Here is a 23,956-nt window from a genome sequence, read left to right as displayed (position 1 = left end):
AGCTGCAATTCCCGAAACTTATCGGCCGAGGGGATCCGCCATTGCGGCCTGAACGACACGTTCCAAATTCGATTGCGACCGTTCGGAGAAGACTGAACGCTGCTCTCGTGTCTACACTATCTCGATGCCCTTGTTGCATCAGGGCAATCTCAAGTCAAAGCAGCTATCGAAATTTATGACGCAGTAAGACTAGCAGTCTGCTGAAGAACCCCCTCGCCACGGAGGGGGCTTGATGATTCACTTGATCATCTCGAATCGGCGGAGACGATCATGCGCGGCAGGTTTACGGATCAGGGCGGCCTGTTTTCGTACATCGCGCCGGATAAGCGGGTGCCAGCGAACCATCCGCTGCGGAAGGTCCGGGAACTTGTCCGGGATGTTTTGAGTGATTTGAACCGCAGCCTTGGGAGGCTCTACGCCAGCGAGGGACGTCCTTCGATCCCTCCGGAGCAATTGCTGAGCGCCTTGCTGCTGCAGGTGTTCTACGGCATCCGCTCGGAGCGCCAGTTGATGGAGCAGCTGGACTACAATCTTTTGTACCGCTGGTTCGTGGGGCTGTCGCCGGACGATCCGGTCTGGGACCCGACCACCTTCACCAAGAACCGCGAGCGGCTGCAGAACGGCGATGTGTTCACGAAGTTCATGACCAGGCTTCTGAACCATCCGCAGGTCAAGCCGCTGCTGTCAGACGAGCACTTCTCGGTGGATGGAACGCTGATCGAAGCCTGGGCTTCACAGAAGAGCTTTCGTCCCAAGGACGGTAGCGGTGACGATGATGACGGCGCCAATTTCCATGGCCAGAAGCGCAAGAACGACACCCATGCGAGTACCAGCGACCCGGACAGCAGGCTTTATCGCAAGGCGGCCGGACGAGAGGCCAAGCTTTGCTATATGGGCCACGCCACCATGGAGAACCGGCATGGGCTGGCGGTGGCCGGCAGGGTCACGCATGCCAGTGGCACCGCCGAACGCCGAGCCTCGGAGATCATGCTGAAGGCTAAAAGCAAAGCCGCAGGCCGCCGCATCACGGCCGGTGAAGACAAGGCGTACGATACCGCCGATCATGTCGCCAATCTTCGCGCCATCGGCGTGACGCCACATGTGACACGGAACCAGGCCGTCACCAAAACCGGCAAGACCCGCAACAGCGCCATCGACGAACGAACCACGCGGCATCCGGGATATGGCATGTCGCAATCACGCCGGGCGATGGTCGAGTGCATCTTCGGATGGGGCAAGCAGCATGGCACCATGCGCAAGACCAAACATCGCGGCATTGCTCGCGTCGCCGCCGACTTCCTGCTCAATCTGATCGCCTATAACCTGATCCGCATTCCCAAACTGCTTGCCGCTTAACCACCCCGCGTCAGGGTGCACCCAAAACCAGGCTAGAAATTTACATCCAACTCCGCCGCGTCGCCCCAACAACGACCGGCGAGAATGCGAAAACTCTCCATTTCATGGTTTTTCAGCGGACTGCTAGATCGCAGCCCGTCGCGCCATGCTCCTTTTTGCACAGCGCGAGAAGTTCGGCGATAGCCGCATCGTTTGGTGTTCCTACCGCGAGGATGCGCCGCAAAGCGTCGCGTTGCCACATTGGCCGATCTACAGACCAGTCGAGAATAGTTTCGAGAACGGTGCGTGGAGCGGCTGTTGTCGTCATCGACGCCCCGTCTTGTCGGGAAACCAGTCCCTATGTTGATCGTCGGCCACTTCGTTTGACATTTCATCCCGCATGCTTGTGGTTTTGGAACGGTCGTCCAAACAGGCCGACTCATAAGCCGTGGAAGTAGACTACAATCGGCCACTAAAGGGCGAGTCGTTATTGTATTTTCATAACTATCGTCCTCAGGTTGTAGGACCCAAGGTTTAGAGGGAGTGGTCGGGGCAGCAGGATTTGAACCTGCGACCTGAAGTTCCCGAAGCTTCCGCGCTGCCGGACTGCGCTATGCCCCGTCACTGGCCGGGATCGGCACGCTTGTCCGGGGTGGCTGTATTGGCCGGATTTCTGACCAAGTGAACATTTTTCACGAAATATCGATTGAGAAATTGTTTTTCATGAGATATGGTAGAAATTCGACCTGTAGGGAGTTTCGTGAAGGAAATTCGAGATCGGAGAGCATTTTTCAGGAAATTTTGATTGAGCGTACAATTTTCAGGAGCGGTGAGCGTTTTTCATGACCGGAGGCTGCCGGAGACGGCCGCACCGGCGGGCTACGCTGCCCTGATCGACGCTTACAAGCTGCCCGTTCCTACCCCCCGGACCCTTTCGGCAATCGGGACCAAGCACCGGGTCATCGAACAGGGCGGCTGGCGCATCTATACGCCGCGCCACGCCCCTGAAGCCTCCCTTGAGGGGCACCTGACCTTTGCTCTCAAGAACGAGGGATTGGACCTTGCCGTCCTGAAGCGGCTTTTCCTCGCCGTGAAGGAAGGGGAGATTGCAGAGCTCGTAAGGCAGAAGCCGACCGGCCTCTACACCCGCCGCATCTGGTTCCTGTACGAGTGGCTGCTTGGCCGTGAGCTGAAGCTGCCGCCCGCCGACAAGGTCTCCTATGTGGATGCGGTCGATACCGATCTCCAGTTCGGTGGTACGGGAGAGAATTCGGCTCGGCATCGTGTTCGCAACAACCTTCCCGGCACGCCGGAATTCTGCCCGCTCGTGTTCAAGTCTGCTGCGCTGAATGAGTTTATCGCGCAGGACTGGAAAGAGCGCGCGCGCGCGGTCGTCAGCGAAGTTCCGAAGGACCTGCTCGCGCGGACCGCTGCGTTCCTTCTGTTAAAGGATTCGAAATCCAGCTACGTAATCGAGGGAGAAAGACCGCCTCAGGATCGTATCCAGCGATGGGGTCGCGCCATCGGCGAGGCAGGCCGTGCGCCGCTCGACGAGCAGGAATTTCTGCGCTTGCAGAACATCGTCATCGGCGATGAGCGCTTTGTGAAGATGGGCTTCCGCCAAGAAGGCGGCTTTGTCGGTGAGCACGACCGAGACACGCAGCGACCCATTCCCGATCATATTGACGCCCGGTATGAAGACATTGCCTCGCTTATGGCGGGTTTGATTGCGTTTGATCATAGCGCCGAGAACGATCTCGATCCCATCATCGCCGCAGCGGTATTGGCATTCGGGTTCGTCTACATCCATCCGTTCGAGGACGGCAACGGACGCATCCACCGTTACCTGATGCATCACGTTCTCGCGCGCCGAGGGTTTAATCCTGCGGGACTGCACTTCCCCGTTTCGTCGGCGATTCTCGACAGGATTACAGAGTACAAGACTGTGCTGGAGAGCTATTCCAGCAGGCTGCTTCCCTGCGTCCAATGGGAAGCTACGCAAAAGGGCAATGTAACGGTCCTCAACGATACGGCTGACTTTTACCGTTTCTTCGATGCCACGCCTCATGCGGAGTTTTTATATGAATGCGTGCGCCAGATGATTGAGCAGGATCTGCCGAACGAGACGAGCTTTCTCCGTAACTTCGACGCTTTTCGTGCAGGCATCGAGAGCATGATCGACATGCCGGAGCGAACGCTCAATAACCTGTTCGGCTTTCTGCGACAGAATCAAGGAAGACTTTCAAAGCGGGCGAGAGAGAACGAATTTGCAGAGCTCACTGAGGATGAAGTCGCCAAGATTGAGCAATTGTACGCGGATTCCTTTGGCCAAAGCGGAGCCCTAAGTGACTGACGGTGCATCTTGTTCAGATACAGGAAAGCCCACTCCTTCCAGCGGTGGTACGTCCCTTGAAGGGGATGGCTCGTCATTGGAGGGGGGATGAAACGCATCAAGATCGACAGCGTAAAGCCAGGGGACATTCTCTTTACAGCGCGCCCTGGAAAGATCAGCAAGACCATTCGCGTCACGACCGCTGGTGTAGTATCTCATGCAATGATCTGCGTGCAGCACGGCTCCTTTATCGACTCGACTTCGAGCGGAGTGCAGGCACGTAATCTGCAGCGTGAGTTATTTGAAGACGATGAAAAGGCGTTTCACTTCCGTCTGAAAAATCCACCTGATCGCAAGGTGCTTGAGCAGATCGTTGACTATGCTCGATCTGAAATCGGTGCGCGCTATTCCATAAGCGAAGCGGCACGGTCAGTCGCTGCAGTCCGCAGGCCGAGATCAAGAAGACAATTCTGCTCCCGTCTGGTTGCGCGCGTATACAAGATGGCCGGCTTAGAGCTTGTTTCGGACGCGGATTACTGCTCACCTGAAGACCTGCGGCTCAGCCCGCTGTTGAAAGAGCTGCCGGTAGAGTTCGAGCCGGTATCTGCCGAAGAACTTGCATGGACATCCGGTCGCCCGAATCCGATCCAGGCCATGCATGATGCACAGAATGCTGTGCTGGATGCCGCGCGTTCTGTTGATCCGGAGGTAGAGAATTTCAATGATCTGTATGGCTTGCTCGTAAGGCGCCCTGAAGCTGATCAGGTGATTGCGGCTGCACTTGAGAGCAGCGGCTATCTCGACATTTGGAAGATGGAGGTCGAGGGGCATCCATGGCGTTACTCCAATGGGCTGATGGACCTACTTTCCGGGTCGCCCGAGGCCGTACGTGACTATTGCATAGATACTGTCAAAGAGGCCTACAGCGGCGGGATTCGCTTGGCGATCAATCTCGTGCAGCTTCAGGCGCTCCAGCAACAGCATCCGCGCGAATCGTTCCGCCTTGAGATTGCATTGTATGAAACGCTGGTAAGTAATGATCAGAGCCGCAGGGAGGCGGCTTATGATTGGCTGCAAAGGCATCACCCCGATCTGCTGAAACAGCACATGGAGGAGATCGAGCCTCATACTCCATACTGGTGGTCGGTGATCGATCGGGTCGAATCACGACTTGCAGCGTTATCCCGTCATGCCGTCTCCTCGGAGGACAGTACCGATGTCTGCACATCATGCGGGGATCACCCGGCCTACCCATACCGTGTGGTCAATGGTGCGGAGACCATGCCCGGAGTGCCATCCTTGCGTCTCTGCGATGACTGCATCGAAATTCGGCGTGGCATGGGCAACGTATTGATGCCTTTTCTATCGGGGCCTCGAAAGACGTGATGGAGGATATAACCCTAGGAGCCTGTCTGAGTAGTGACTGGTCAAGAGGGTGCGAGTCTGATTCCTTGCGTGGCCATGAGCAAGGAATTTCGCCCCTGGAAGATCGACGAGGCCCAGCTTCTGCCGCCGAGCGTGCAGGACTATGTGCCGCAGGACCACGTTTCGCGGCTGATCGTGTCGCTGGTCAAGGAAAGCCTTGATCTATCGGCGATCCTAGGCAGCTACCGGAGCGGGCTGGGTCAGCCGCCGTTTGATCCGCGGATGATGACGGCGCTGCTTCTGCACGGCTACGCGAGCGGTATCTACTCGTCGCGGCGGATCGCCAGGGCGGCGGTGGAGCGGGCGGATTTCATGATGATCGTGGCGGGCGATGCGCCGGACTTCCGCACGATCTCAGAGTTCCGGCGGCGGCACCTGAAGGCGCTGGCCGACCTGTTCGTGCAGGTGTTGAAGCTGGCCGAGAAGGCCGGGTTGGTGAAGCTCGGGCACGTTGCGCTCGACGGCACCAAGATCAAGGCGAACGCGTCCCTGAGCGGTGCCATGAATTGAAGATGAACCTTGCTGGTCGCTTCGCCGTCGTGCTGAAGGATAACTGGCGCCTAATTTTCCGGCCCGATCATCAGCCGGTGCCAACAAAGGAAGATGGCGGAATTGATCCATTGAGGGTAACGGCGATCATGATTGAAGCGGTCGACGACTATCACGGGAAGTAAGAAGCGAAGAGCTGGTCACAATTTGAACGAGGGTAAAGAGATGGCTAGATTCGGAGCGGCACAGAAGAAGGCCTGGTCGCCTGACTGGGCAGTCCATCCTGGCGAACATCTGGCAGAGCATCTAGCGAGCAGGGGCCTGTCGCAGGCGGAATTTGCGCGTCTGGCCAACATGACGCCGAAGCTGGTTAGCACCATTCTAGGTGGCGCGAATCCGGTGACAGCCGAGACCGCACTTAAGCTTGAGCGGGTGCTCGGCACGAAGGCTGATATTTGGACCGGCCTTCAGGCTGACTGGGATTTGCATCAGGCAAAGGCGGCCAAGGAAGTTGAAGCAGAACAAGCAAAGGCGACCTTGGCTCGCTTCCCCGTGAAGGTGTTGAAGGAACGCAAGATACTCCCGGCCACAAATGAGCCGGCCCGGCTTTTCGATGGCCTTCTCCAATTTTTCGGAGTAGGCGGCATTGAGGCATTCGACGCCCGTCTGGCGAATATGGCTGTACGTCACCGTCAGTCCAAGGCCCATAAAACGTCCCCGTATCACGTTGCAGCGTGGCTTCTTCTGGGAGAGCGGCAGGCGCGCGCGATGGATATTCCTGCATATGACGAAGGAAAGTTTGCGGTTGCAATTCGCGAGATTCGCACACTCACCGTGAAAGACCCGGAAGAGTTCTATCCCCGGATGGTTGAGTTGTGCCGTGGTGCGGGGGTTGCGATGGTTCTCGAAAAGCCGATCGAGAAGACGTGCTTGTATGGCTCCGCGCGATGGATCGAAGGCAATCGGGCGATTATTCAAATGTCTCTACGCATGAAAACTAATGACCACTTTTGGTGGACATTTTTTCATGAAGCGGCGCATATCACCCTGCATAAGGGGAGAGCGTTCGCGGACGATCACGGCGGCGAAGGTGATGGATTCGAAGATGAAGCCGATGCATGGGCTGAAGACATATTGGTCGGAACTGAACGCTTTGCGGCGTTCAAGGCTACGCGACCGCGATCAGCGAAGGCCATAGTTACATTCGCGGGCGAGTTAGGGATACACCCCGGTATAGTCGTTGGAATGCTTCAGCATCACAGGGTGATTGACTTCAAACATTTCCATCACCTCAAAGCTCGCTATGAGTTGAAGGATTGAGGTCAAGGCAGGCGCGCTTCTGGGCCAGTCCGGTGGAGTCCAGCATGCGGCTTCGTGATCCGTTTCGTTGTCTCCTGCCTCACCGGGAATTGCTGGGCTCGTAAGACGCCCGCATCGCTTTTAGGTGTTCGCTCTGTAGCCGCGCATTGTTGCGCAGGATCCGGACGTCGCCGACCACCTGGCCGAAGGCGAAGAGGGCAACAGCCGGAATGCAATCATGAAGACGATAACGCTAGCCCCAGCGCTCGCTACGGAAGCGTTCAAAGGCGTTGGGACGCTCAACGTCAGGAAAAGTACCAGCCAAACAAAAGCGAGAGATAAACGCCGGAAACGATCTTTAGGAAAATAGCCATATCAGCCCCCTGAAAAGACAGTCTGATTGTTCCGCAACCGTGAGGCGAGGGCAATAGGCCCGCGACTCAAAGTTGGCTCTCTTCGATTTTGGAAGGGCTGCGGCAGGGACCGCACCGCTCCGCCGCGACTCAGGCTCTGCATCTGCCGGCGCAATCACGCGCAATGGTGGAGCTGAACATGACATTGGAAGCCTGTGCCATCTGTCCGCACCAAAGCGATTGTTCGAAGGTCGGCAGTTGCCTCGACGAAACCAACGCGCAATATCTCGCCGGCCATTCAAACCAATTCCCACGTCTGATGACGCTGGCGCAAGCCAGTCAGTTCATGAAAGCATTACGCGCCGGCCGAACGCTAAGACGCATCTGCGGCGGCGGGAAATTTGGTCCGGCAATCGCATCGCTTACGAAATTTCGCAAGCACTGCAAGCTCTATCCGGAGTGGGGCGCGGAAGCCAAGCGGCTTGCTATTGCGAATGCAAAGGCGACGGACAAGCTAAAAGGCGCACATTATAGCTCCCGCACACATTGCGGCGCGGCCACGAGTTTGCAGTGCATGGGCTATCTTACAAAAATCATGTGAACGGGAGGCAATATCGCTACTGCAAGCTCTGCAACAAGATCGACGCACGACAGGGCAGCAAGCTGCCCGATGAAATCGTTGAGAAGGTCAAGTCGTTGGTCCGCTCCGGAAACCCACTGAACTTATTCACTTCGGGCGGGAAGCCCGGATACTTGTGCAGACTTGCAAGTGTGAAGCTGCTTCGTCAGGAGGTGGGCGCAGAACGACGCTTACGAACGTGCCGCGACCGAGCCAGATTCTCGCAAGTTCAACAGTCCGGATCAGGGCGGATTGGCTCGTATCCAAACTAAGTTGGCAGAGAACGTTTCACGAGACTGGTCTCGTTTGCGTTGAGAAATACAAGGATTCTGGAATCTTTGGCTAAGACTGGGCTGAAAAGGAGTATCAACAACTCAGCGGGTCCTAGGTTCGAGCCCTGGTGCGCCGGCCAAGCCTTTCACGGACTTAGCCGGATAGCAGCGGCACAGGAGAATGGCCTCGACGTCGTGCAAGCTGTGGCTATCCTTCGAAACCATGATCGACCATTGAGAGCCGCGGGGCAGTCTCGTTTTTTGCGAATGTGGCGATGCATTACTTCACGAGCGACGGCCTCGTCAGGTTTTCGAAAGCTTGCCCGAGTAAGTTTGCTCAGGTGATTTGTAAACGTGAGGCTGGGATGGACCCGCACAATTTTGACTCATTCAATGTAAGAGGTTGGCCGCAGGTAGAGCCCCCCGTCTCGCACGAGCCTGAAGCGAGCGACGCCGGCCAAGGGGCCTTTGAGCAGCAATTGCACCAGGCGCTCCCAGCCGGTGCCGCGATGCCCGATCGGGGGCCGCGCGGTGGCCTCCGTCCCAATGTGTCTAGCGACGGCCAGCAGTCCCCCAACGGGCTGATGGGTGCAATTGCCAGGAGCAACATCCTGCCAAGCGAGGAGGTCCTCATCAACGATGAGCGTGATACAGCTGGGTTGAGAGCAGAGAAGAGGCCGAGGACCACAAACAATCCGCAAGGCGTTGCCATTGAGCGGCAGCTGAGCGAGATCGCCAATTCAGGTGAAGGTGGTGGAGCAATGCCGCCAGCCTCGGCGCTGCAGCCGGCTCAGTCAACGGGGGTTGTGATACGGCACGACAGGCGGCCTCTTTATTCCGAGGATGCTCCCGCGATTTTGGGGCTTGAGGAGGCCCTCATCAAGGACGGGACCGCCAAAGGCACTGCCCAGCAGTTTGTAAGTTCTCTTCTTGGCTTTAGCCGCTGGCTCTTCGAAAAAAAGAAACCGAGCATTGTTGCTCGGCTCGACAGTAATTCGCTGAACAGCAATGGCAGTGACGTGCACGAGTACATCGGAAACGGTAATCAGAGGCTCATTAGGGCATTAGACCATCTCCGGACCTTGCGGTCAGGAGCCGTGCCAATCATACGCCGCGCCAAGCGGAATCCTCACGCCCCGAACGTGGCCCTCATCAATCCCGAAGAGGCGGTAGTGATGGAGCCGAGGCGCGTCGGCGCCACCGCTGCGCAGCACAGCGCGTCGCAGGAAGCTGACACTCGACGAGAGGAGCTTCAGGGACGGCGGGATAATCAATCCGCCCCGTCGGCTTTCGTCCAAGAGCACGTCGCGTTCTATCCAGAGCAGATTGCTCCGGAGGAGCTTCGGCGAGTGCTGGATCATCTGAATGATCAATCCATCCCATCCCCAGTCTCCGTCCCTTCAGCGGAGCTTGAGCGACTGGAAAGGGACTTGCATGACGAGCTTCGCGGACGACAGGACGATCACGCTGCCCAGTCGCTCTCCGTCGATCCAGAAGAGTTTACTTTCAATCCAGAGCAGTTCTCTCCAGGCGAGCTTCAGCGAATGCTGGATGATCGATCCATCCCGTCGCCAGTCCCCGCCGGTCCAGAGTACTTCGCTCTAAATCCAGAGCAGTTCTCTCCGAAGGAGCTTTGGCGGCTACTGAATGCTGATGAACCCGCGCCGTTGGGAGTGGCATCTAGACGACCGATTCCATGAAACCCGCGTGCTGCAGCAGGCTGAATTGATGGAACGGACGGGTTGTTGGCGGATTCCTCGTTTGCGGTCGGCGAAACGAGGAGCTGTATCATGGCAGGATGGCGGCGAGCGGTCGAATTGGCAATGAGCGATGAAGAGATTGCGACCTTGACGGCACTTTCGCGGTCGAGGATCGAACTGGCGAGCCGGGTGTCGCGGGCGCAGATGCTGCTGGCGTATCGGGAGAATCCTTCGTTCTGCGCAGTGGGCCATAGACTTGGGGTCCATCATCAGACGGTGCAACGCTGTGTCGAGCGGGCGTTGACCGATGGCCCGCTGGCGGCCCTCGATGATCGTCCGCGACCGGGCAAGGAGCCAACCATCACGCCTGAGGCCAAAGCCTGGTTGGTGTCGCTGGCGTGCGACAAGGCCAAGGACCACGGCTATCCGCATGAGTTGTGGACGACGCGGCTCTTGGCGCGCCATGCACGCGAACATGGGCCGGCGGCGGGGCATACGTGTTTGGGCAATTTGGTCCAGGGAACGGTGTGCAAGATTCTCGGCCAAGAGGTAATCAAGCCGCACAAGGTGCGCTACTATCTTGAAAATCGCGATGCCGAGTTCGAACAGAAGATGGCGGAGGTCCTGTGCGTGTATCGTGAAGTCCAGGTCCTGAAGAAAGCCTCTGCCAAGGGAAAGCGGCGAGGAAAGCCGGTGACGGTCGTCTCCTGCGACGAGAAGCCGGGAATCCAGGCCATCGCAACGACGGCGCCGGATTTGCCGCCCAAGCCTGGCGTCCACGCCACCTTTGCGCGCGACCATGAATACAAACGTCATGGCACGCTCAGCCTGTTGGCTGGGATTGATCTGCTCACCGGCAAGGTCCACGCCCTTGTCAAAGATCGCCACCGCAGTCGAGAGTTCATCGAACTCCTCAGGCTTATCGATGCCGCCTATCCGCCGAACACTGCGATCAAATTGATCCTCGACAATCATTCCGCGCACATCTCGCGAGAAACCAGAGCCTGGCTCGCCACTCGGCCGGTGGGACGCTTCGAGCTCGCCTTCACTCCCAAGCACGGCTCATGGCTCAATCTCATCGAGGGGTTCTTCTCCAAGTTCGCCCGTTCAGTCCTCCGCCACATCCGGGTGGCCTCAAAACACGAACTCAAGGAGCGCATCATGGCCGGTATCGACGACGTCAATCGCCATCCGGTCATCCACACGTGGTCCTACAAACTCGCCGACGCCGCCTGATATGATTCGAACCAAGAAAACGCTAATCTAGTTCAGGCCCGGCAGATCAGTCGGCTTGCGAGCCGGGTCCGCTGCCGAAGCTATCAATGTACCTCCCGCTGGACTTCCAGCACGGCCCCCATTGGGCGTCGGAAGACTTCATGCAAGGAATGCGCTTGCATAACCTGCTGCCGAGTGCGTCTCAGCCGGAGACAAAGTTTTCTCTCAACGGCGTGAACTACGCGGCCACATTAGGGCCGGCAGGCCATGAGGATCAGGTTCTTCTGCGCCCAACATGAACACCGGATTGCCGTACGGCAAAAAGGACGTATGAAAGCGGCGCTCGATCAGCCGCCGCTTCCCTTCCATGTGTTGGCTTGCTTGAAGATCGTTCCTGGCAGAGGAATCAAGATCGTCTTGGCGCGCGGCATCTGGGACTCGTTCTCCCACTGACGATCGGGCCGTAGCATTGGGCGAACACCAGACGAGCGCCGAGAGCACGGATGCGCTCCATCAGGTCGCGCTGGCCGGAATGATGATCGCGCGCCCGCTGTAGGACTGCGGCGCCTCACGGCCAAACGCCTCGCCGGAAGACGCGCCCTCGAAAACTTTGTTGGCGGCCTCCAACGTTGTTTCGGTGGAAATCCCGAAAAGTGGATAATGGCCACCTCGAAGTGCCGGTTGATGATCTCGGCAACATCATCGGACCATTTGTTTCGCCCGTAAAACTGGTGACGCTCTAGGACGGAGCAGTCTCAACCGCGCAACGTTGATCCTCTTCGCCGCAATGATCGAGGCGGTACGGAGCGCGCTCGCAGACAGCATCGTGACGGTCACTGATACACGTATGGAGCGCATTCCGCGGCGCGCGGGCTGGCCATTGAGACGGATCGCGGCTCCGCAGCAGGTCGGATCGACCATGGCGGTCGCCGGCTTTCTCGACATGTCCGAACAACGCTCCACAGGATGTACAAACAAGCCGATGTCAACGGCCCCGTGTGTCACCGGATCTTGTTAACGCGGCCGCCTGATGCCTCGTGAGCAGTATCCAGCCAAGGTCATTTGACACGTAGATGCTTGCAGACCCACGACATAGTCGGGTGGTTTTGGTCAATCTGAGGCGCGGCGAAACGCCGGCTTCGGCCGATCGTGCCGCGCGGCACGTCAGTTTCTCATTACTGCAGACAGGCCTGGAGATGTTCACCGTCGCGTCGACCCTCATCGGGAAATGCCAGCCGTTCGGGATTACTGGTAGTCAGTAAGTCGTTCACTCGATGACGCAGCTGGACGTTGACGCCCTTTCCATTTGGCACGACCGGCGGTTTACGGACAATCTGGCTTCACCCGAAACCGGTATCATTTTCTTCGGAGGAAGCTGACTCGCAGAGGAGATATTCATTGCCGCTCTGCAGGCGGCCGAGCGCGGATATGACGTACGCTTGCTATAAGACGTCATCGCGGCGCGTGTTGAGGCGGACCGGTCACTCGTTTTCGATCGGCTGGCGCTTCATGGCATATTGGGGACTACCGTGCGGCAGACCCTGCTGGAATGGGCGGTGTATATGCATTATCCGCTTTTAATGCAAAAAGTTCAGCAGCTTCTATCGTGATCTGGGTTGCCCCGGGGCGCCTTGAGACGTCCGGACGCAGGCTCGCGTGAAGCGAGCCCGCGCGGCATCGGCCTTGCGGCGTCGATCCTGACGCAGACATGGTACCTGGGGCTCCCTCAGAACGTCCCTTCAATCGGGATGATCGAAACCAGTTTCGGCAGCTTGCCTCTTAGCGCGCGCTCGATTTCGCCGCGGCCATCGCGTAATTCGGGTTCGATGAAGGGAAGGCCAAGAGCTCGGTAGATGTCCTCCTCCTTGGCGGCGATCACGGTTCGGCCTTTGTGGAGCCCGTGCACCTCAAGCCTCATGCCCTTCGTGTCGGCGAGAGACCGGAGCCCTTCCAAATGATCGGCCGATCCGGTGGCCGGAGGAGCAGAGCGCCCAAGTGCTTGCGGTCGGCCACGTAAACCTTCAGGCCCGACGAATCCCGGATGGTCGGTTCTTTCCGAAACCGGCGTTTCTGCCACCAGGGCGAGCTCTCCGACGAGCTCGCAGCTCCGTCTCAAGTCGCCGGCTATGGTCACGTGCTTCAGTTCGGGTTGTGTCTTCTCGACAGTTTTCTTCGAATGCTCGAGCAGGGCGGCGGCACGATGCAGATGAAGCAGCCCCGCGCTGCCCTTTGCAGTTTCGAGATTGTGCAGGATCTTCGTCTGCACTGCCGCACCGAGCCCCTTGGCCTTCTTGATCCGGTCTTGCTTGGTAGCTGCTTTCAGTTCGTCAAGCGAGGTGATGCCAAGATCCTTGTAGAGGCGCAGGACCTTGTCCGGGCGCAGCCCCGGCATGGTAGCAATTCCAGGACCCCTGCGGGAACCTCCTCCCGGACCTTTCCCGCGCTGGTTTCTGTGCCCAGAGGGAGGACCTGCAATGAAGTGGTGTGCCCGCTGCGACAACTGTCAATGGGTGTGCGAGGAGCATCCGGACCAGCCGTGGTTAGGCGCGCGCGCCTGTACCTGTGGCGCTGCCGGAGCGGCATGCCCGGTCTGCAATCAATCCGATGAGTCCACCGCGCCGGATCTTCCCGATGGATTTCAGGCGGATGTCGAAAGCTCTCAGCAGTTGCCGCGCTACACCGGCGTCGGCTCTCGCTGGCATAATGTTGGCGGCAGATCTCGTGAAGCACGCTTCCGGGCTTCTGAACCTGCAGACCACAAGCACACGGATTAACCTGCTTCGTCCACTCGCGTCGCATCTTCACGATCCCAAGGCGAAAGATAGGTCGGGACGGTGCATCTGCGCCGACGAAGACTTCTTAGCTGCATACCGACGAAAGTACCCAAGCTGCAGAGCTCGTTAACTTCGATCTGGGCACTATGGAAGGCCTCGCCTCACGGTAGGCGCGGCGAACGTGCGTTCCAACCGGACGCGCTGTTTTCACTTGGAACGGCTGCCAAGCTATTGAAATTGCTGAGGGGGCGCCTTTTTCCAAATGCGCCTTGAAGTTGTTGGATTATCAACCGCATGTGAATTCCAGAACACCCTCGACAAGAGCGCGGAGGGGGTGGATCACTCCACCCCGTGGGTCACGCCCATGCCGGCCGCCTCGATCGCAACCGCAACCGACTGCACGATCGCGGCAAAGCGGACCACAGTTTGGATGGCCGCCGAGCTGACGCCGGCCTCCCGCAGCGCCTTCTCATGGGCGTCCATGCAGGCGCCGCAGCCGTTGATGGCGCTTACCGCCAGCGACCACAGCTCGAAATCGGTCCTGTCCACGCCGGGCTTGCCGATCACGTTCATGCGCAGCCGCGCCGGCATCGTCTTGTATTCCGGATTGGAGGCGAGGTGAACGAAGCGGTAGTAGATGTTGTTCATCGCCATCATGGAGGCCGCGGATTTCGCCGCCGCGACCGCGGCCGGCGTCATCACGACGGCCGCCGCAGATTCCATTGCGCCGATCACCACGGGATTGCGGGCCGCAATCGCGGTGGCGAGCAACAGCCCGTATTTGCTCTGCGGTAATAGCGTTTCATCCGACATCATCGACGCCAAGTTGAGTCTCACGTCCTTGGCGAAATCGGGAATTTGGTCCTTTAGCTGTTCAATCGACATCATGCCTCAAGCAACTTCCAGGGTTTCGCCGCCTATTTCGCGGTTACAGGCGCAGAGCTCGTCGGTCTGCAGCGCATCCAGCACGCGCAGCGTGTCCTTCGGGCTGCGGCCGACATTGAGATTGGTCGCGTAGACGTGCTGGATCGTATTGTCGGGGTCGACGACGAACGTGTAGCGATAGGCGACGCCGTCGGGCGAACGGACGTCAAGGCCATCGACCAGCCCGCCCTTCGTGTCGGCAAACTGCCAGATCGGCAGATGGTGCAGGTCCTTGTGCGAGCGCCGCCAAGCGAGCTTGCAGAACTCGTTGTCGGTCGATCCGCCTAGCACGACCGCATCGCGGTCGGCAAAATCCTTCGACAGGCGGGCAAACTCCGCGATCTCGGTTGGGCAGACGAAGGTGAAATCCTTGGGGTAGAAGAAGATGACTTTCCATTTCCCAGGGAAGCTGTTCTCCGTCAGCGTCTCGAACGCGCTCTGCCCGTTCTCCTCGTGCAGGTGAAAACCGGGCTTCACGCCTGTGATTTCAAACGACGGTAACTTACTTCCAATTCCAAGCATATTGTCCTCACAAGATTGCTTCGCGTGGAAACCGATGATTCCTCAGGCGAAGCAAGCGATATGCCAGGTGATTTCGCGATTCAACTGGCGGAAATGCAACAAACGGATGCTCGTCGTGGAGGCATCTTAACAGCATGGTTTCGATTGAATGGTCCTGCCGTCCTGCATCAACAACTGAGCATGTTGCCGTGCTCGACCGGTTGCGCGCTTTGAACGATTAGCCCAAGTCAACTGTTCGGGCGTGTTATGATGCCAAAAGAATGCGCTTGATTAAGATGAAACCCAGCGCGCGCGGCAATGTTCCGCCAAGCCACTGGTCGCTCCCACGACGCGCACGAGGACAGCTGATGTGAGGTGGCGCGGGAACCGGCACTGACGGTGTTTTGATCGAGCCAATGACGCGGCGGACATTCTCGGGGTAAAATTGTAGATGCCCTCCCGCCCGTGATCAAGCTGTCGGATCTGATAATCGGTAAATAGCCGCTGACGGGATGGAATGCGCGCGGATGCGCGGCAGGCGCTGGGCGATGTCGCGCCACCATTCCTACACGACCTGGCGCCCGCACAGCAGCGTCGTGCCAACATTTCCGGTGAAAGTCCGCCAGGCGGCATGGCATTTTTCGGGGACGGCGGTGAGGAGCGGCACGCCAGCCATGATCGCATCAGCAAAATTCGTCGCGCAGGCCCCGGCCGGACGCCTCCTGCTTGGAGAATTTGTTGATCACGAGGAGATCGACGTGCCGCTTGATCGCGCGGGACGCGACAACTGCGGCATCGGCAAGCCCATTAGCATCGAGCTTGCAGGAAATGGCGCCGCTGCCGAGTGGCTGACAGCTCGGAATCTCGCGCCCCGTCGCAACGTCGCGCGCGAGCATGGTTTTCATGCCGTTCCTTGAAGTTTCGCTGGACGATGCCGCCGACGCGCACGCCTTGCCGCGCGAGATTCTGGGTGAAGTCGGCGAGCAGCGTATCCGCGTCTTGTTCGGGCCTATAGAGGATTGCCGCGACGCGCTTGGGATAGATCTCGGCGTGGTTGGCGATCATGGGCTTGATCCTCTTGGCTCGTTTCAAACCGCGGCGCTTGCCTGTCCAGCATCTACTGCTGGCGTAGATGGCGCGATGCCCTAGCGTTCAGAGGTCGTGAACCAATGAGACGACCCTTGACCTGGGCGAACACGTCCATTCCATAGTTGAGCGTTGGCGCATAGGCAGCGGCGCGTCATGCGCGCTGTGCTGGAGATCGCCGCCACACCTTTGGCCCGTTCACTGAACTGCGCATCGATCGCAAAGCTAGCGAGCCTACCGCTGAAGGCGATTTCGATTCGCTCTGGTGTGGCTGTCCTCACGTGCACTCCTTGCGCTGCACTTCTAGATCAACGTTGCGGCGAGGATTACCGCAAGGCCGAACATCACCATGCCCATGGCAAGCCAGCTTGGCCACGGAGGTGTTGGGAAGCGGCTGCACCACGAAAGACAGCGCGTACAAAACCCATCCGACCACAAGCCCGAAGGTGAAGGCGAGGGCGCGCCCGCCCCAGAGAGAGGCGAGAATCCCGCGACCAGCTTCGGCTGCGTCGACTCATAGGCGCCGAGCGCTTTAATAGCGTGCTCCGCGGCTGCGCCATAAAGCGCCGCGGCCGGATTGTAGATCGACCGTTTTGCGAAAGTCTCCGCGTCGTTCACGAACTTTTGAGTCGAACTCCAGAGCACGAGGTTGCCGATCGCATAGGTGAAGCGGCTTTCCGGAACCGCGAGACGTTTCTCGAGCAGTTTGCTCGGGCGGGCGTTGTCGGCCGAGAGAAACACCTCAAACGGCGCCCCTTGCGTGATCTGGCTGTAAAACTGTCCGCTCGCGCCAAAGCTCAACAGGGCCTCACCCAGTCTTCTGCTTAAACGACGCTGCATCTCCTTGGACGGTATGGTGAAGTTAGCGGCGACCGCCACATCGATCTCCGCCGCTTCCGCATTTCCGAACATAAGCAGCGTCAGAATTGAGTTGATCAGGATCAGTCGGGTAAGCGTCATTGGGCATTCCTGGGATGGGCCGCTGCGATGGCTCTGGCCGCGGCGGCCCTTCGCTTCTCATCCCAGCAATCGGGGTGCCGTTCGGGGACATGGTGCGCGCCTTGGTTGACGACACTGAAACGCGCATAGCTGCCAGCGTGCCCCGTGGAATGTGGGTCGCTTTGCCAGCTTCCGATATCGCCGTCAAGTGACATGCGTGGCACGACAAGAGTGGAGGCTTAAGAAGATGCCGCTCGCCTCTCGTGCCGAGCTTCTCGTTTCACGCCGCGGCGTCGCTTGCCTGTCCCCAGGATCTGCTGTTGGCGTGGAAGCTGGTATGGTTTGCAGTGGCCGTTCAGAGGCCGAGAGCAGCGAAACGTGCTTGAGCTGGGCGAATACGTCCACTCCATCCTTGAGGCCTAGCGAATCAAAGGAGAAACGCGTTATGCGCGCCAAAATCTCCGTGCCCGAGCCCCCGGTGCCGAGCGCAAGTACCAGCGTGATCTCAGCCGCGCCGAGCGGCAAACAGGCTCTGATGCGCGCCGGAAAGACATTGAGGATGGAGCCTGCGCGCGGTGCTTCGCGCGCGACGCTGACGTCGCAGGCAGCGATGCGCAGCCGTTGGTGCACGCCGGGTGCAAGCGGCGGCGCCGGCACCAACAGGCGCGCACCTTTTAGGCGGAGAATAAGAAGCCCATAGCGCCAATCATAGCCGCTCACCACGGCATCAAGGCTGATGGCGGCTTCGCGGCTCGCCGCAAGCGGCAGCGCAGGATCGGTCTGCAAGACATGCAGCGGCCCAGCCGCGGTTACCATGCCGCGCTCCATCATAACGAGATGATCGGCAAAGCGTTCGATCTCCGCCATGTCATGGCCGATGTAGATCATCGGCAGCGCGAGCTTCTCGGGCAGGCGCTCGACGAACGGCAGAATCTCACGTTTGGCGCAGCTGTCGAGCGCGCCAAGCGGCTCGTCCATCACAAGCAGTCTGGGCTGAGACAACAGCGCGCGACCCATGGCGACGCGCTGCCGCTCGCCGCCGGAGAGATGCGAGGGAGAGCGGTCGAGCAGCGGCGCCAGGTCGAGAAGTTCGAGCACCTCATCAAACGCGATCGGCGTCGGTTTGGGTTTGGGCGCACCGTAAAGCAAGTTGCGCCTGACCGACAAATGGGGAAAGAGACTCGCCTCCTGAGACACATAGCCGATGGGACGCAGATGCGGTGGGCGGAAGGTAGTCTTGTCCTGCCATACCTCGCCATCGATGGCGCAGAAGCCGGCCGGCAGACGCTCAAGGCCGGCGATGCAGCGCGCCACCGCAGTCTTGCCGCAGCCTGGCGGGCCGAAAATCGCCGCCACGCCTTTGGCCGGTACGCTGAATCGCGTATCGAGTGGAAAGCTAGCGATACTGCCACTCAAGGCAATTTCAATCCGGCCCGGTGTGGCTGTCCTTACGTGCTCCTCCTTCTGCTGTATTTGTCGATCAAGGTTAAGGCGAGGACTACCGCAACGGCGAACATCAGCATGGCGCCGGCAAGCCAGCTTGCTTCGCGCCAGCGCGACTCTTGGACAAAGTCGAAGAGAAAGGCCGACAGCACCTTGGTGCGCCCAGGAATGTTGCCGCCGATCATCAGCACGACGCCGAACGTGCCGATCGTATGCGCAAAGCCAAGCACGGCGGCTGTCAAAAGACCCGGTCGCGCCAGAGGCAGGGCGACCGTGAAGAAGGCATATAACGGTGAGGCGCGCAGAGTGGCCGCGATCTCCAGCGGGCGGTCACCCATGGCAGCGAAGGTGTTGCGGATGGGCTGCACCACCAAAGGCAGCGCGGACAAAACCGATCCGACCACGAGCCCCGCAAAGGTGAAGGCCAGCGTGCGCCCGCCCCACAGAGAGGCGAGAAGGCCGACCGGGCCGTTCGGGCCGAGCAGGGCGAGCAGATAAAAACTGAGTACTGTTGGCGGCAGCACCAGCGGCAGCGCGATCATCGTGGCCACCGCCTCAGTCCAAAGGCTCTTCGAGCGTGCTAGCCACCACGCGAGCGGCGTGCCAACGATCAGCAGGATCACGGTCGTCACGCTCGCGAGCTCGATCGTGAGCCCGAGCGACTGCCAGATTTCTGGTGAAAAGCCATCCATGCGCGTCAATTAAGCGTTCGAGCACATTGTCATGCTCGTGCAATGATAGCGTAGGCTCCCGGGCCCTTTACGGAAGGCGCGCGTCGCTCGGTTATTGGCGTCAGTCTCCAACCGCACCACGCCCTGCAAGATCGGGTCACAAACTCCTGCGGCACGAGCCAGCGCGAAACGGTCTTGCTGTCTGCGAGTTGCGAAAGCGGGGCGGCGCTGAGCTCGGCATTGACCGTCTCGACGAATTGGGTAGGCCTGCGTGATGGTTGCGCCCTCGACCAGCTTCGGTTGCATCCCCTCATAGACGTCGATGGCCTTCATCGCTTCCACCGCAGCCGCGCCATAGAGCGCCGCGGCGGAGTTGCAGATCGGCAATTTTAGGATAGATTCCGTCCTGAACGTGTCGGAGCCGTTCACGAACTTCGCCGTCCTGCTCCAGCGCACCAGGTTGCCGCTAGCGTAGGTGAGCCGGCTTTTACGTACGGCGAGACCATCCTCGACCAATTTCTTCGGGCGGGAATCGTCGGCCGAGAGAATCACTTGGAACGGCCCGCCTTGCGCAATCTGGCTATAAAGCTGTCGGCTCGCGCCGAACACTGCCTTCTGTCCGGATTTCTGCTTGAGGGGTGCGATGTCCCCGGCCGGCTCGGTGAACTTGGCGGCAACCGCGACATTGATGTCCGCCGGTTCTTCACTGAGCATAAGCGCCATCAGTGCTTTAATCGGGATCAATCGAGCGCGGCTCATCGGGGCACTCCTGAGACGGGGCCGCTGCGAGCGCTTTGGCTGCGGCGGGTTTGCGCCTGATCCCAGCAATCGCCGTGCCGCTCGAAGGATTCTGGTGAGCGCCTTGCTTGGCGAGAGAAAACGCGCGTAACTGCCTGCTTTTGGATGACGTTGCCGATTGTCGGAGTTCCGACATCGTCGTCTTGGAGCGGACAAGCTGGCCGCTCGTGTGATGTCGGTCGCCTCTCAACGCGCGGCGGCCAGATATTCGAGTTCGTATTGGGGCAGGAAAATCATGACAAGATCGGAACTGCGGCGGCCGCGCGGGCGTCTCGACCATGGTGAAACCTCCTTTATGTCCAGGCGCTGATCGCGATCCTGATCGGTGTCCTCGTCCGCTGCTGTCGCCGTCTCTCGCGACCAATAACTGGGTCAAGGCGCTCGGCGACGGCTTGATCAAGCCGATCAAGATGGTGATCGCGCCGATCATCTTCTGTAAGGTGGTTTCCGGCATCGCTCGCATCCGTCATGCGAAAAAGGTCGGCTGGGTCGGCGTCAAGGCGCTGGTCTACTTCGAGATCGTTCCACCTTTGCCCTCATTCTCGGCCCGACCATGGGCAGTTCCAGATCGGCGATGGGCTTGCCGCCAAGCCCGACAGCGCGGCGGTGGCCAATTACGTCAAGCAGGCGGAAGCCTCCAACGCCGTCCATTTCAACGCTGATAAGCTCACCAAACTGACGAACATGCCAAAGTAGTGCTAATCACCGACGATTCTGTAGGCTCTGCACTGGCGGCGCGGTGTTGGGCTCGAGAAAAGGCTTACCGCTGGCGGCGAGCCAATCAGTTCGGCTTCACTCGGTAACCGTGAGGCCAAGCGGCAAGGCGGTACGGCGCCTTGCATACGCTCCGCGTCGACATCCTCTTTCAGCATCGAGCGAATTCGGGAGAGCCGGGCTGGCGAGACATCGACGATTTCAAGCTGGGCAGTTCGTAGGCTTTGCGCCAAGAAGGGCTGGCCCGCGAGCATTAAGGCGTCGCAAGAATGAGCAATTTCAGCGCAGTTCTCATGGACTAGCCCTGCCTACCGCAGCTTTCGTTGTGCGAGAAATTGGCAATAGGATAGTCGCTGTGCGCAGAGCAGTCATTGATTTGGGTCAGCCGGGGATGCCGGCAGGCGCATTCCTGTTCGCAGCATCAAGTCATTCGCAGAAGGTGAAGTTTTCAGGTGCGGATATCCGCAAGAAATACCCGACTGTGACGGAAAACGCCATCCGCGCGGCGATCGCGCACAAAGACGTTGCAGCTTGAGCGTCGGCGTCCATATCCGAGAGACTTTTTGGATGCTGGAGTTCCGGCTTTCCGTAGGAAGCATACCCATCAAGCATGGTCACGAAGCAATTTTCTACCGCGATCTCTTACACGAAAATGGCGCGGATGACGTGGTGTGCGATACGCCATTAGCTTAACAATGCCATCCTCATCGCAATGGACGGCGATATGAAGTAGTTTCCGAAACGCTTCGGCATCCAGCCACGCCAGTACCAGTTCACCGACTTTGTCTGATACGGCTGTGCTGTAATGAAGTGCTTGCAGCAAAACGGCCTGATCGGGCAATTAGTCCCATTGAGCATGAATGAACGTTCCGCGGAGATAAATTCTCTCGCCGCCTCTGGATCGAACTCGGCGCGCACCAACTTCGGACGAACAGGTGAAAGCAATCGATTCCGGCAGGACGCAAGCTTACGTCGCTAAAGGCGCGGCGCCCATCCTCCGGCATCGTCCCGTCGCCCTCGTCTGGCAGGCCGGCTCCGCAAAGAGCGGAAGCCGATGCAACGCATCATGAGATTGGGAACTTGGCTGGAGCCGTAACCCGTTATCGCGTTGTCCAAAGCTGTTACGGGCTCCGCGCGTTCGCGGCTCGAATTTTCGACGGTGCCGTCTCGGGCATCATCAGCATGGCGCAGAGCCCGGCCGCGGTAGCGACAAGCATGTACCACGCCGGCGCCAGCGCGTTCCCAGTAACGTGGGTCAGCCAAGCGACAACGAGTTGAGCTGTGCCTCCGAAGGTCGCTATCGCAACAGCGTAGATCGTCGCGAAGGCGCCGCCGCGGATGCTCTTGGGCATGCCTTCGACCATACCAACATAGAAGGCGCTATACGGAATCGTTCCGACGAGGGTGAGCGCGCCGAGACCTCCGAGAAGCGCCATGGGACTGCGGCTCTCTACGATCCACAAGAACACCGGATAGGTCATCAGCAGCGCGGAGATCTGCGGCCATATCATGATGGGCCGGCGTCCGGCCCGATCTGCCAGCCAACCGCCCAGGAGTGCGGCAGCAATGCCTACTGCATTGCTGACGACCGTGGTCGCAAAGGCGAGAGGCGCGGCAACTTGCAGGGTGTTCAGTGCATAAGTCGTCATATATTCCGTGACATAGGTGATAATCGTGCAGCTGGCCAAAATGATCAATCCCAAGCTCATCATGCGGCGGCTGGCACGCAATTTCCTTGCGGGCTCGACGGAGAGGGCCGGCGCTTCAGGTCGGTGCAGCGTTTCGGGCAGGGCCCTGCGCAGCCAAAATCCGACCGGTAACGTACAGGCACCGAGCAGAAATGCGATCCGCCATCCGTACGCATCCAGCGACTCGCTTGTCATGGTGAGGGAGAGTATTTCTCCGACCAGCGCTCCGGCCGTTGCAGCTATTTGTTGGCTAGCAGGCTGAAACGAGACGGCAAGGCCCCGGCGTCCGGCCGGGGCCACTTCCATCAGATAGGCGGTCGTCGGACCGACTTCGCCTCCCAGGGCGAAGCCCTGCACCAAACGCGCGAGAATAACCAATAACGGAGCGGCGATCCCTATCGTGTCGTACGAAGGCGTCACAGCCAACACGAGTATAGCGGCACTCATCATGACAAAACTGGCGGTCATTGCGGGCCGGCGTCCAACTCGATCCGAGTATGAGCCGATCACAATGGCCCCGATGGGTCTGGTGACGAAACCCGCTCCGAAGGTCATGAGCGACAGCATAAGGCTGGCGAACTGATCCTGCGCCGGGAAGAACGCGTGACCGATCTGGATGGCGAAAAAGCTATAGGTCCCGAAATCGTAGAATTCGAGCATATTGCCGATCGTCGCGCCCAACACGGCATGGCTGGTCAAGCCTTCATCTGCCGCAAGGAGGGTCGGCTTCGAGCTTCGCTGAGTGAATTGCTTAGCCATGCACGCTTGGATCCGTCTCGAATGCGGTCCTAGAACATTTCGACCAACTATGTGGAGCACCTTGAGCTCTCATGAGCAAGAAGCGGGTTCGCGCGACTCACCATCGGCGCTGAAATCAGGAATATCAATCTCTCGGGCGATTTGCCGGACCCGACGATTGCTGCGATCAAAAGGGTTCTACTCGAGCACAAGGTCATCTTCTTCCGCGGCCAATGTCATCTCGATGACGCCTAGCAGGAGCGATTCGCTTCCGTTTGGGAAAGCTGGTGCCGCATCCGACCTCGGTGTCACCAAGGGAACGGCCTCGATCCTCGAGCTTGATTCCGCCCGCGGAGGTGGCCAGGCCGATGGGGCACGTCGATGGAACCTTTGCCGATGCCTATCATAAGATTTTGGTGCTGCGAGCCGTTGTAATCCCACCGTTTGGCGGCGATACGGTCCGGTCAAACACCGCGGCCGCTTATCTCGACCTGCCGCCGCCGCTGCAACGGCTTGCAGACGAGCTCTGGGCGGTTCACAGCAATGTCTTCGACTACGCCGGAATAGCCCGTGTCCACGAGGTCGACAAGAAGCATTTTGACGAGGTCTTCACCAAACCATCTTCGAGACCGAGCATCCCG

General features: G+C 59.0%; 21 protein-coding genes, 1 tRNA gene and 5 pseudogenes. 14 read left to right on the top strand and 13 right to left on the bottom strand.

What is annotated here, in order from left to right:
• Positions 1–270: 270 nt before the first annotated feature.
• Complete coding sequence (locus GWE18_RS37310) at positions 271–1,356, top strand: IS5 family transposase (protein ID WP_275190602.1); 1,086 nt, start codon at positions 271–273, stop codon at positions 1,354–1,356.
• Between the two features lie 523 nt (positions 1,357–1,879).
• On the opposite strand, the gene GWE18_RS37305 is transcribed toward GWE18_RS37310, so the two are convergent.
• A tRNA-Pro gene (locus tag GWE18_RS37305) sits at positions 1,880–1,956 on the bottom strand.
• A 184-nt stretch (positions 1,957–2,140) separates the two neighbouring features.
• Between GWE18_RS37305 and GWE18_RS37300 the strand changes: the two genes are divergently transcribed.
• The 9 genes from GWE18_RS37300 (at position 2,141) to GWE18_RS37260 (ending at position 12,057) form a co-directional block, all read left to right on the top strand.
• Positions 2,141–3,688: a Fic family protein gene (locus GWE18_RS37300; RefSeq protein WP_275190601.1), complete on the top strand. Its 1,548-nt coding sequence runs from the start codon at positions 2,141–2,143 to the stop codon at positions 3,686–3,688.
• Positions 3,689–3,775: 87 nt separating this feature from the next.
• A complete protein-coding gene (locus GWE18_RS37295) occupies positions 3,776–5,053 on the top strand; it encodes a YiiX/YebB-like N1pC/P60 family cysteine hydrolase (RefSeq protein ID WP_275190600.1) in 1,278 nt (425 codons plus the stop codon).
• A gap of 75 nt (positions 5,054–5,128) precedes the next feature.
• Positions 5,129–5,602 carry a transposase gene (locus GWE18_RS37290; RefSeq protein WP_275190607.1) on the top strand — a complete coding sequence of 158 codons (474 nt, stop codon included), beginning with the start codon at positions 5,129–5,131 and terminating at the stop codon, positions 5,600–5,602.
• 2 nt (positions 5,603–5,604) lie between these two features.
• Entirely contained in the window at positions 5,605–5,766 is a 162-nt protein-coding gene (locus tag GWE18_RS37285) for a hypothetical protein (protein WP_190242158.1), read from the top strand.
• A 40-nt stretch (positions 5,767–5,806) separates the two neighbouring features.
• Complete coding sequence (locus GWE18_RS37280; protein WP_275190599.1) at positions 5,807–6,901, top strand: HigA family addiction module antitoxin; 1,095 nt, start codon at positions 5,807–5,809, stop codon at positions 6,899–6,901.
• A 531-nt stretch (positions 6,902–7,432) separates the two neighbouring features.
• Positions 7,433–7,834: a hypothetical protein gene (locus GWE18_RS37275; protein WP_275190598.1), complete on the top strand. Its 402-nt coding sequence runs from the start codon at positions 7,433–7,435 to the stop codon at positions 7,832–7,834.
• Between the two features lie 565 nt (positions 7,835–8,399).
• Positions 8,400–9,824 (top strand): hypothetical protein, encoded by a 1,425-nt coding sequence (locus tag GWE18_RS37270; RefSeq protein ID WP_275190597.1) that lies wholly within the window; start codon positions 8,400–8,402, stop codon positions 9,822–9,824.
• Between the two features lie 90 nt (positions 9,825–9,914).
• Positions 9,915–11,060: an IS630 family transposase gene (locus tag GWE18_RS37265; RefSeq protein WP_342804331.1), complete on the top strand. Its 1,146-nt coding sequence runs from the start codon at positions 9,915–9,917 to the stop codon at positions 11,058–11,060.
• A 766-nt stretch (positions 11,061–11,826) separates the two neighbouring features.
• On the top strand, positions 11,827–12,057 hold the full coding sequence (locus tag GWE18_RS37260; protein ID WP_275190606.1) for an acyl-homoserine-lactone synthase: 231 nt from the start codon (positions 11,827–11,829) through the stop codon (positions 12,055–12,057).
• 708 nt (positions 12,058–12,765) lie between these two features.
• Here the strand turns inward: GWE18_RS37260 and GWE18_RS37255 are convergent.
• The 3 genes from GWE18_RS37255 to GWE18_RS37245 form a co-directional block, all read right to left on the bottom strand.
• Complete coding sequence (locus tag GWE18_RS37255; RefSeq protein ID WP_275190595.1) at positions 12,766–13,431, bottom strand: hypothetical protein; 666 nt, start codon at positions 13,429–13,431, stop codon at positions 12,766–12,768.
• Positions 13,432–14,152: 721 nt separating this feature from the next.
• Positions 14,153–14,701, bottom strand: coding sequence for a carboxymuconolactone decarboxylase family protein (locus GWE18_RS37250; protein WP_275190594.1), 549 nt, complete (start codon positions 14,699–14,701; stop codon positions 14,153–14,155).
• Between the two features lie 3 nt (positions 14,702–14,704).
• Positions 14,705–15,259, bottom strand: a complete 555-nt coding sequence (locus GWE18_RS37245; RefSeq protein ID WP_275190593.1) for a peroxiredoxin — start codon at positions 15,257–15,259, stop codon at positions 14,705–14,707.
• Between the two features lie 24 nt (positions 15,260–15,283).
• Here GWE18_RS37245 and GWE18_RS37240 point away from each other — a divergent pair, with 24 nt between their 5' ends.
• Positions 15,284–15,472, top strand: coding sequence for a hypothetical protein (locus GWE18_RS37240; protein ID WP_275190592.1), 189 nt, complete (start codon positions 15,284–15,286; stop codon positions 15,470–15,472).
• Between the two features lie 331 nt (positions 15,473–15,803).
• Here GWE18_RS37240 and GWE18_RS42415 read toward each other — a convergent pair whose 3' ends face one another.
• From GWE18_RS42415 to modA (GWE18_RS37210), 7 genes and pseudogenes are all read right to left on the bottom strand, one after another.
• Entirely contained in the window at positions 15,804–15,914 is a 111-nt protein-coding gene (locus GWE18_RS42415) for a DUF2478 domain-containing protein (RefSeq protein ID WP_342804330.1), read from the bottom strand.
• A 7-nt stretch (positions 15,915–15,921) separates the two neighbouring features.
• A pseudogene (locus GWE18_RS37235) lies at positions 15,922–16,303 on the bottom strand (DUF2478 domain-containing protein).
• 403 nt (positions 16,304–16,706) lie between these two features.
• Positions 16,707–16,814: pseudogene (locus tag GWE18_RS37230) on the bottom strand (molybdate ABC transporter permease subunit); the annotation flags it as partial.
• 14 nt (positions 16,815–16,828) lie between these two features.
• Positions 16,829–17,236: pseudogene (gene modA / locus GWE18_RS37225) on the bottom strand (molybdate ABC transporter substrate-binding protein); the annotation flags it as partial.
• 231 nt (positions 17,237–17,467) lie between these two features.
• Complete coding sequence (gene modC, locus GWE18_RS37220; RefSeq protein WP_342804329.1) at positions 17,468–18,679, bottom strand: molybdenum ABC transporter ATP-binding protein; 1,212 nt, start codon at positions 18,677–18,679, stop codon at positions 17,468–17,470.
• A 32-nt stretch (positions 18,680–18,711) separates the two neighbouring features.
• Positions 18,712–19,398, bottom strand: a complete 687-nt coding sequence (modB, locus tag GWE18_RS37215; RefSeq protein WP_057847946.1) for a molybdate ABC transporter permease subunit — start codon at positions 19,396–19,398, stop codon at positions 18,712–18,714.
• 9 nt (positions 19,399–19,407) lie between these two features.
• Positions 19,408–20,136 carry a molybdate ABC transporter substrate-binding protein gene (gene modA / locus GWE18_RS37210; RefSeq protein WP_275190591.1) on the bottom strand — a complete coding sequence of 243 codons (729 nt, stop codon included), beginning with the start codon at positions 20,134–20,136 and terminating at the stop codon, positions 19,408–19,410.
• Between the two features lie 282 nt (positions 20,137–20,418).
• On the opposite strand from modA (GWE18_RS37210), the pseudogene GWE18_RS37205 reads away from it, so the two are divergent.
• A pseudogene (locus tag GWE18_RS37205) lies at positions 20,419–20,814 on the top strand (cation:dicarboxylase symporter family transporter); the annotation flags it as partial.
• Positions 20,815–21,244: 430 nt separating this feature from the next.
• Positions 21,245–21,424 (top strand): hypothetical protein, encoded by a 180-nt coding sequence (locus GWE18_RS37200; protein ID WP_275190590.1) that lies wholly within the window; start codon positions 21,245–21,247, stop codon positions 21,422–21,424.
• Positions 21,425–21,493: 69 nt separating this feature from the next.
• Here GWE18_RS37200 and GWE18_RS37195 read toward each other — a convergent pair whose 3' ends face one another.
• Both GWE18_RS37195 and GWE18_RS37190 read right to left on the bottom strand, forming a co-directional pair.
• On the bottom strand, positions 21,494–21,730 hold the full coding sequence (locus tag GWE18_RS37195) for a hypothetical protein (protein ID WP_275190589.1): 237 nt from the start codon (positions 21,728–21,730) through the stop codon (positions 21,494–21,496).
• 280 nt (positions 21,731–22,010) lie between these two features.
• Complete coding sequence (locus GWE18_RS37190; RefSeq protein WP_275190588.1) at positions 22,011–23,336, bottom strand: MFS transporter; 1,326 nt, start codon at positions 23,334–23,336, stop codon at positions 22,011–22,013.
• A gap of 90 nt (positions 23,337–23,426) precedes the next feature.
• Between GWE18_RS37190 and GWE18_RS37185 the strand changes: the two are divergent.
• Positions 23,427–23,955: pseudogene (locus GWE18_RS37185) on the top strand (TauD/TfdA family dioxygenase); the annotation flags it as partial.
• Position 23,956: the final 1 nt, after the last annotated feature.

It is taken from the genome of Bradyrhizobium sp. CSA112, from assembly GCF_029051645.1.
GTDB lineage: Bacteria > Pseudomonadota > Alphaproteobacteria > Rhizobiales > Xanthobacteraceae > Bradyrhizobium.
Note: the sequence above shows the minus strand (reverse complement) of the source record. Positions and strands in the feature narration are given on the sequence as shown.

What these genes read in the sequence shown, in the direction of transcription:
- GWE18_RS37285 (WP_190242158.1), top strand. Translation starts at nt 5,605, where the DNA reads ATGAACCTTGCTGGTCGCTTCGCCGTCGTGCTGAAGGATAACTGGCGC.
- modB (WP_057847946.1), bottom strand. Translation starts at nt 19,398, where the DNA reads ATGGATGGCTTTTCACCAGAAATCTGGCAGTCGCTCGGGCTCACGATC.
- GWE18_RS37250 (WP_275190594.1), bottom strand. Translation starts at nt 14,701, where the DNA reads ATGATGTCGATTGAACAGCTAAAGGACCAAATTCCCGATTTCGCCAAG.
- GWE18_RS37245 (WP_275190593.1), bottom strand. Translation starts at nt 15,259, where the DNA reads ATGCTTGGAATTGGAAGTAAGTTACCGTCGTTTGAAATCACAGGCGTG.
- GWE18_RS37190 (WP_275190588.1), bottom strand. Translation starts at nt 23,336, where the DNA reads ATGGCTAAGCAATTCACTCAGCGAAGCTCGAAGCCGACCCTCCTTGCG.
- GWE18_RS37290 (WP_275190607.1), top strand. Translation starts at nt 5,129, where the DNA reads ATGAGCAAGGAATTTCGCCCCTGGAAGATCGACGAGGCCCAGCTTCTG.
- GWE18_RS42415 (WP_342804330.1), bottom strand. Translation starts at nt 15,914, where the DNA reads ATGGCTGGCGTGCCGCTCCTCACCGCCGTCCCCGAAAAATGCCATGCC.
- GWE18_RS37260 (WP_275190606.1), top strand. Translation starts at nt 11,827, where the DNA reads ATGATCGAGGCGGTACGGAGCGCGCTCGCAGACAGCATCGTGACGGTC.
- GWE18_RS37275 (WP_275190598.1), top strand. Translation starts at nt 7,433, where the DNA reads ATGACATTGGAAGCCTGTGCCATCTGTCCGCACCAAAGCGATTGTTCG.
- GWE18_RS37265 (WP_342804331.1), top strand. Translation starts at nt 9,915, where the DNA reads ATGGCAGGATGGCGGCGAGCGGTCGAATTGGCAATGAGCGATGAAGAG.
- GWE18_RS37255 (WP_275190595.1), bottom strand. Translation starts at nt 13,431, where the DNA reads ATGCCGGGGCTGCGCCCGGACAAGGTCCTGCGCCTCTACAAGGATCTT.
- modA (WP_275190591.1), bottom strand. Translation starts at nt 20,136, where the DNA reads ATGAGCCGCGCTCGATTGATCCCGATTAAAGCACTGATGGCGCTTATG.
- GWE18_RS37295 (WP_275190600.1), top strand. Translation starts at nt 3,776, where the DNA reads ATGAAACGCATCAAGATCGACAGCGTAAAGCCAGGGGACATTCTCTTT.
- GWE18_RS37270 (WP_275190597.1), top strand. Translation starts at nt 8,400, where the DNA reads ATGCATTACTTCACGAGCGACGGCCTCGTCAGGTTTTCGAAAGCTTGC.
- GWE18_RS37310 (WP_275190602.1), top strand. Translation starts at nt 271, where the DNA reads ATGCGCGGCAGGTTTACGGATCAGGGCGGCCTGTTTTCGTACATCGCG.
- GWE18_RS37280 (WP_275190599.1), top strand. Translation starts at nt 5,807, where the DNA reads ATGGCTAGATTCGGAGCGGCACAGAAGAAGGCCTGGTCGCCTGACTGG.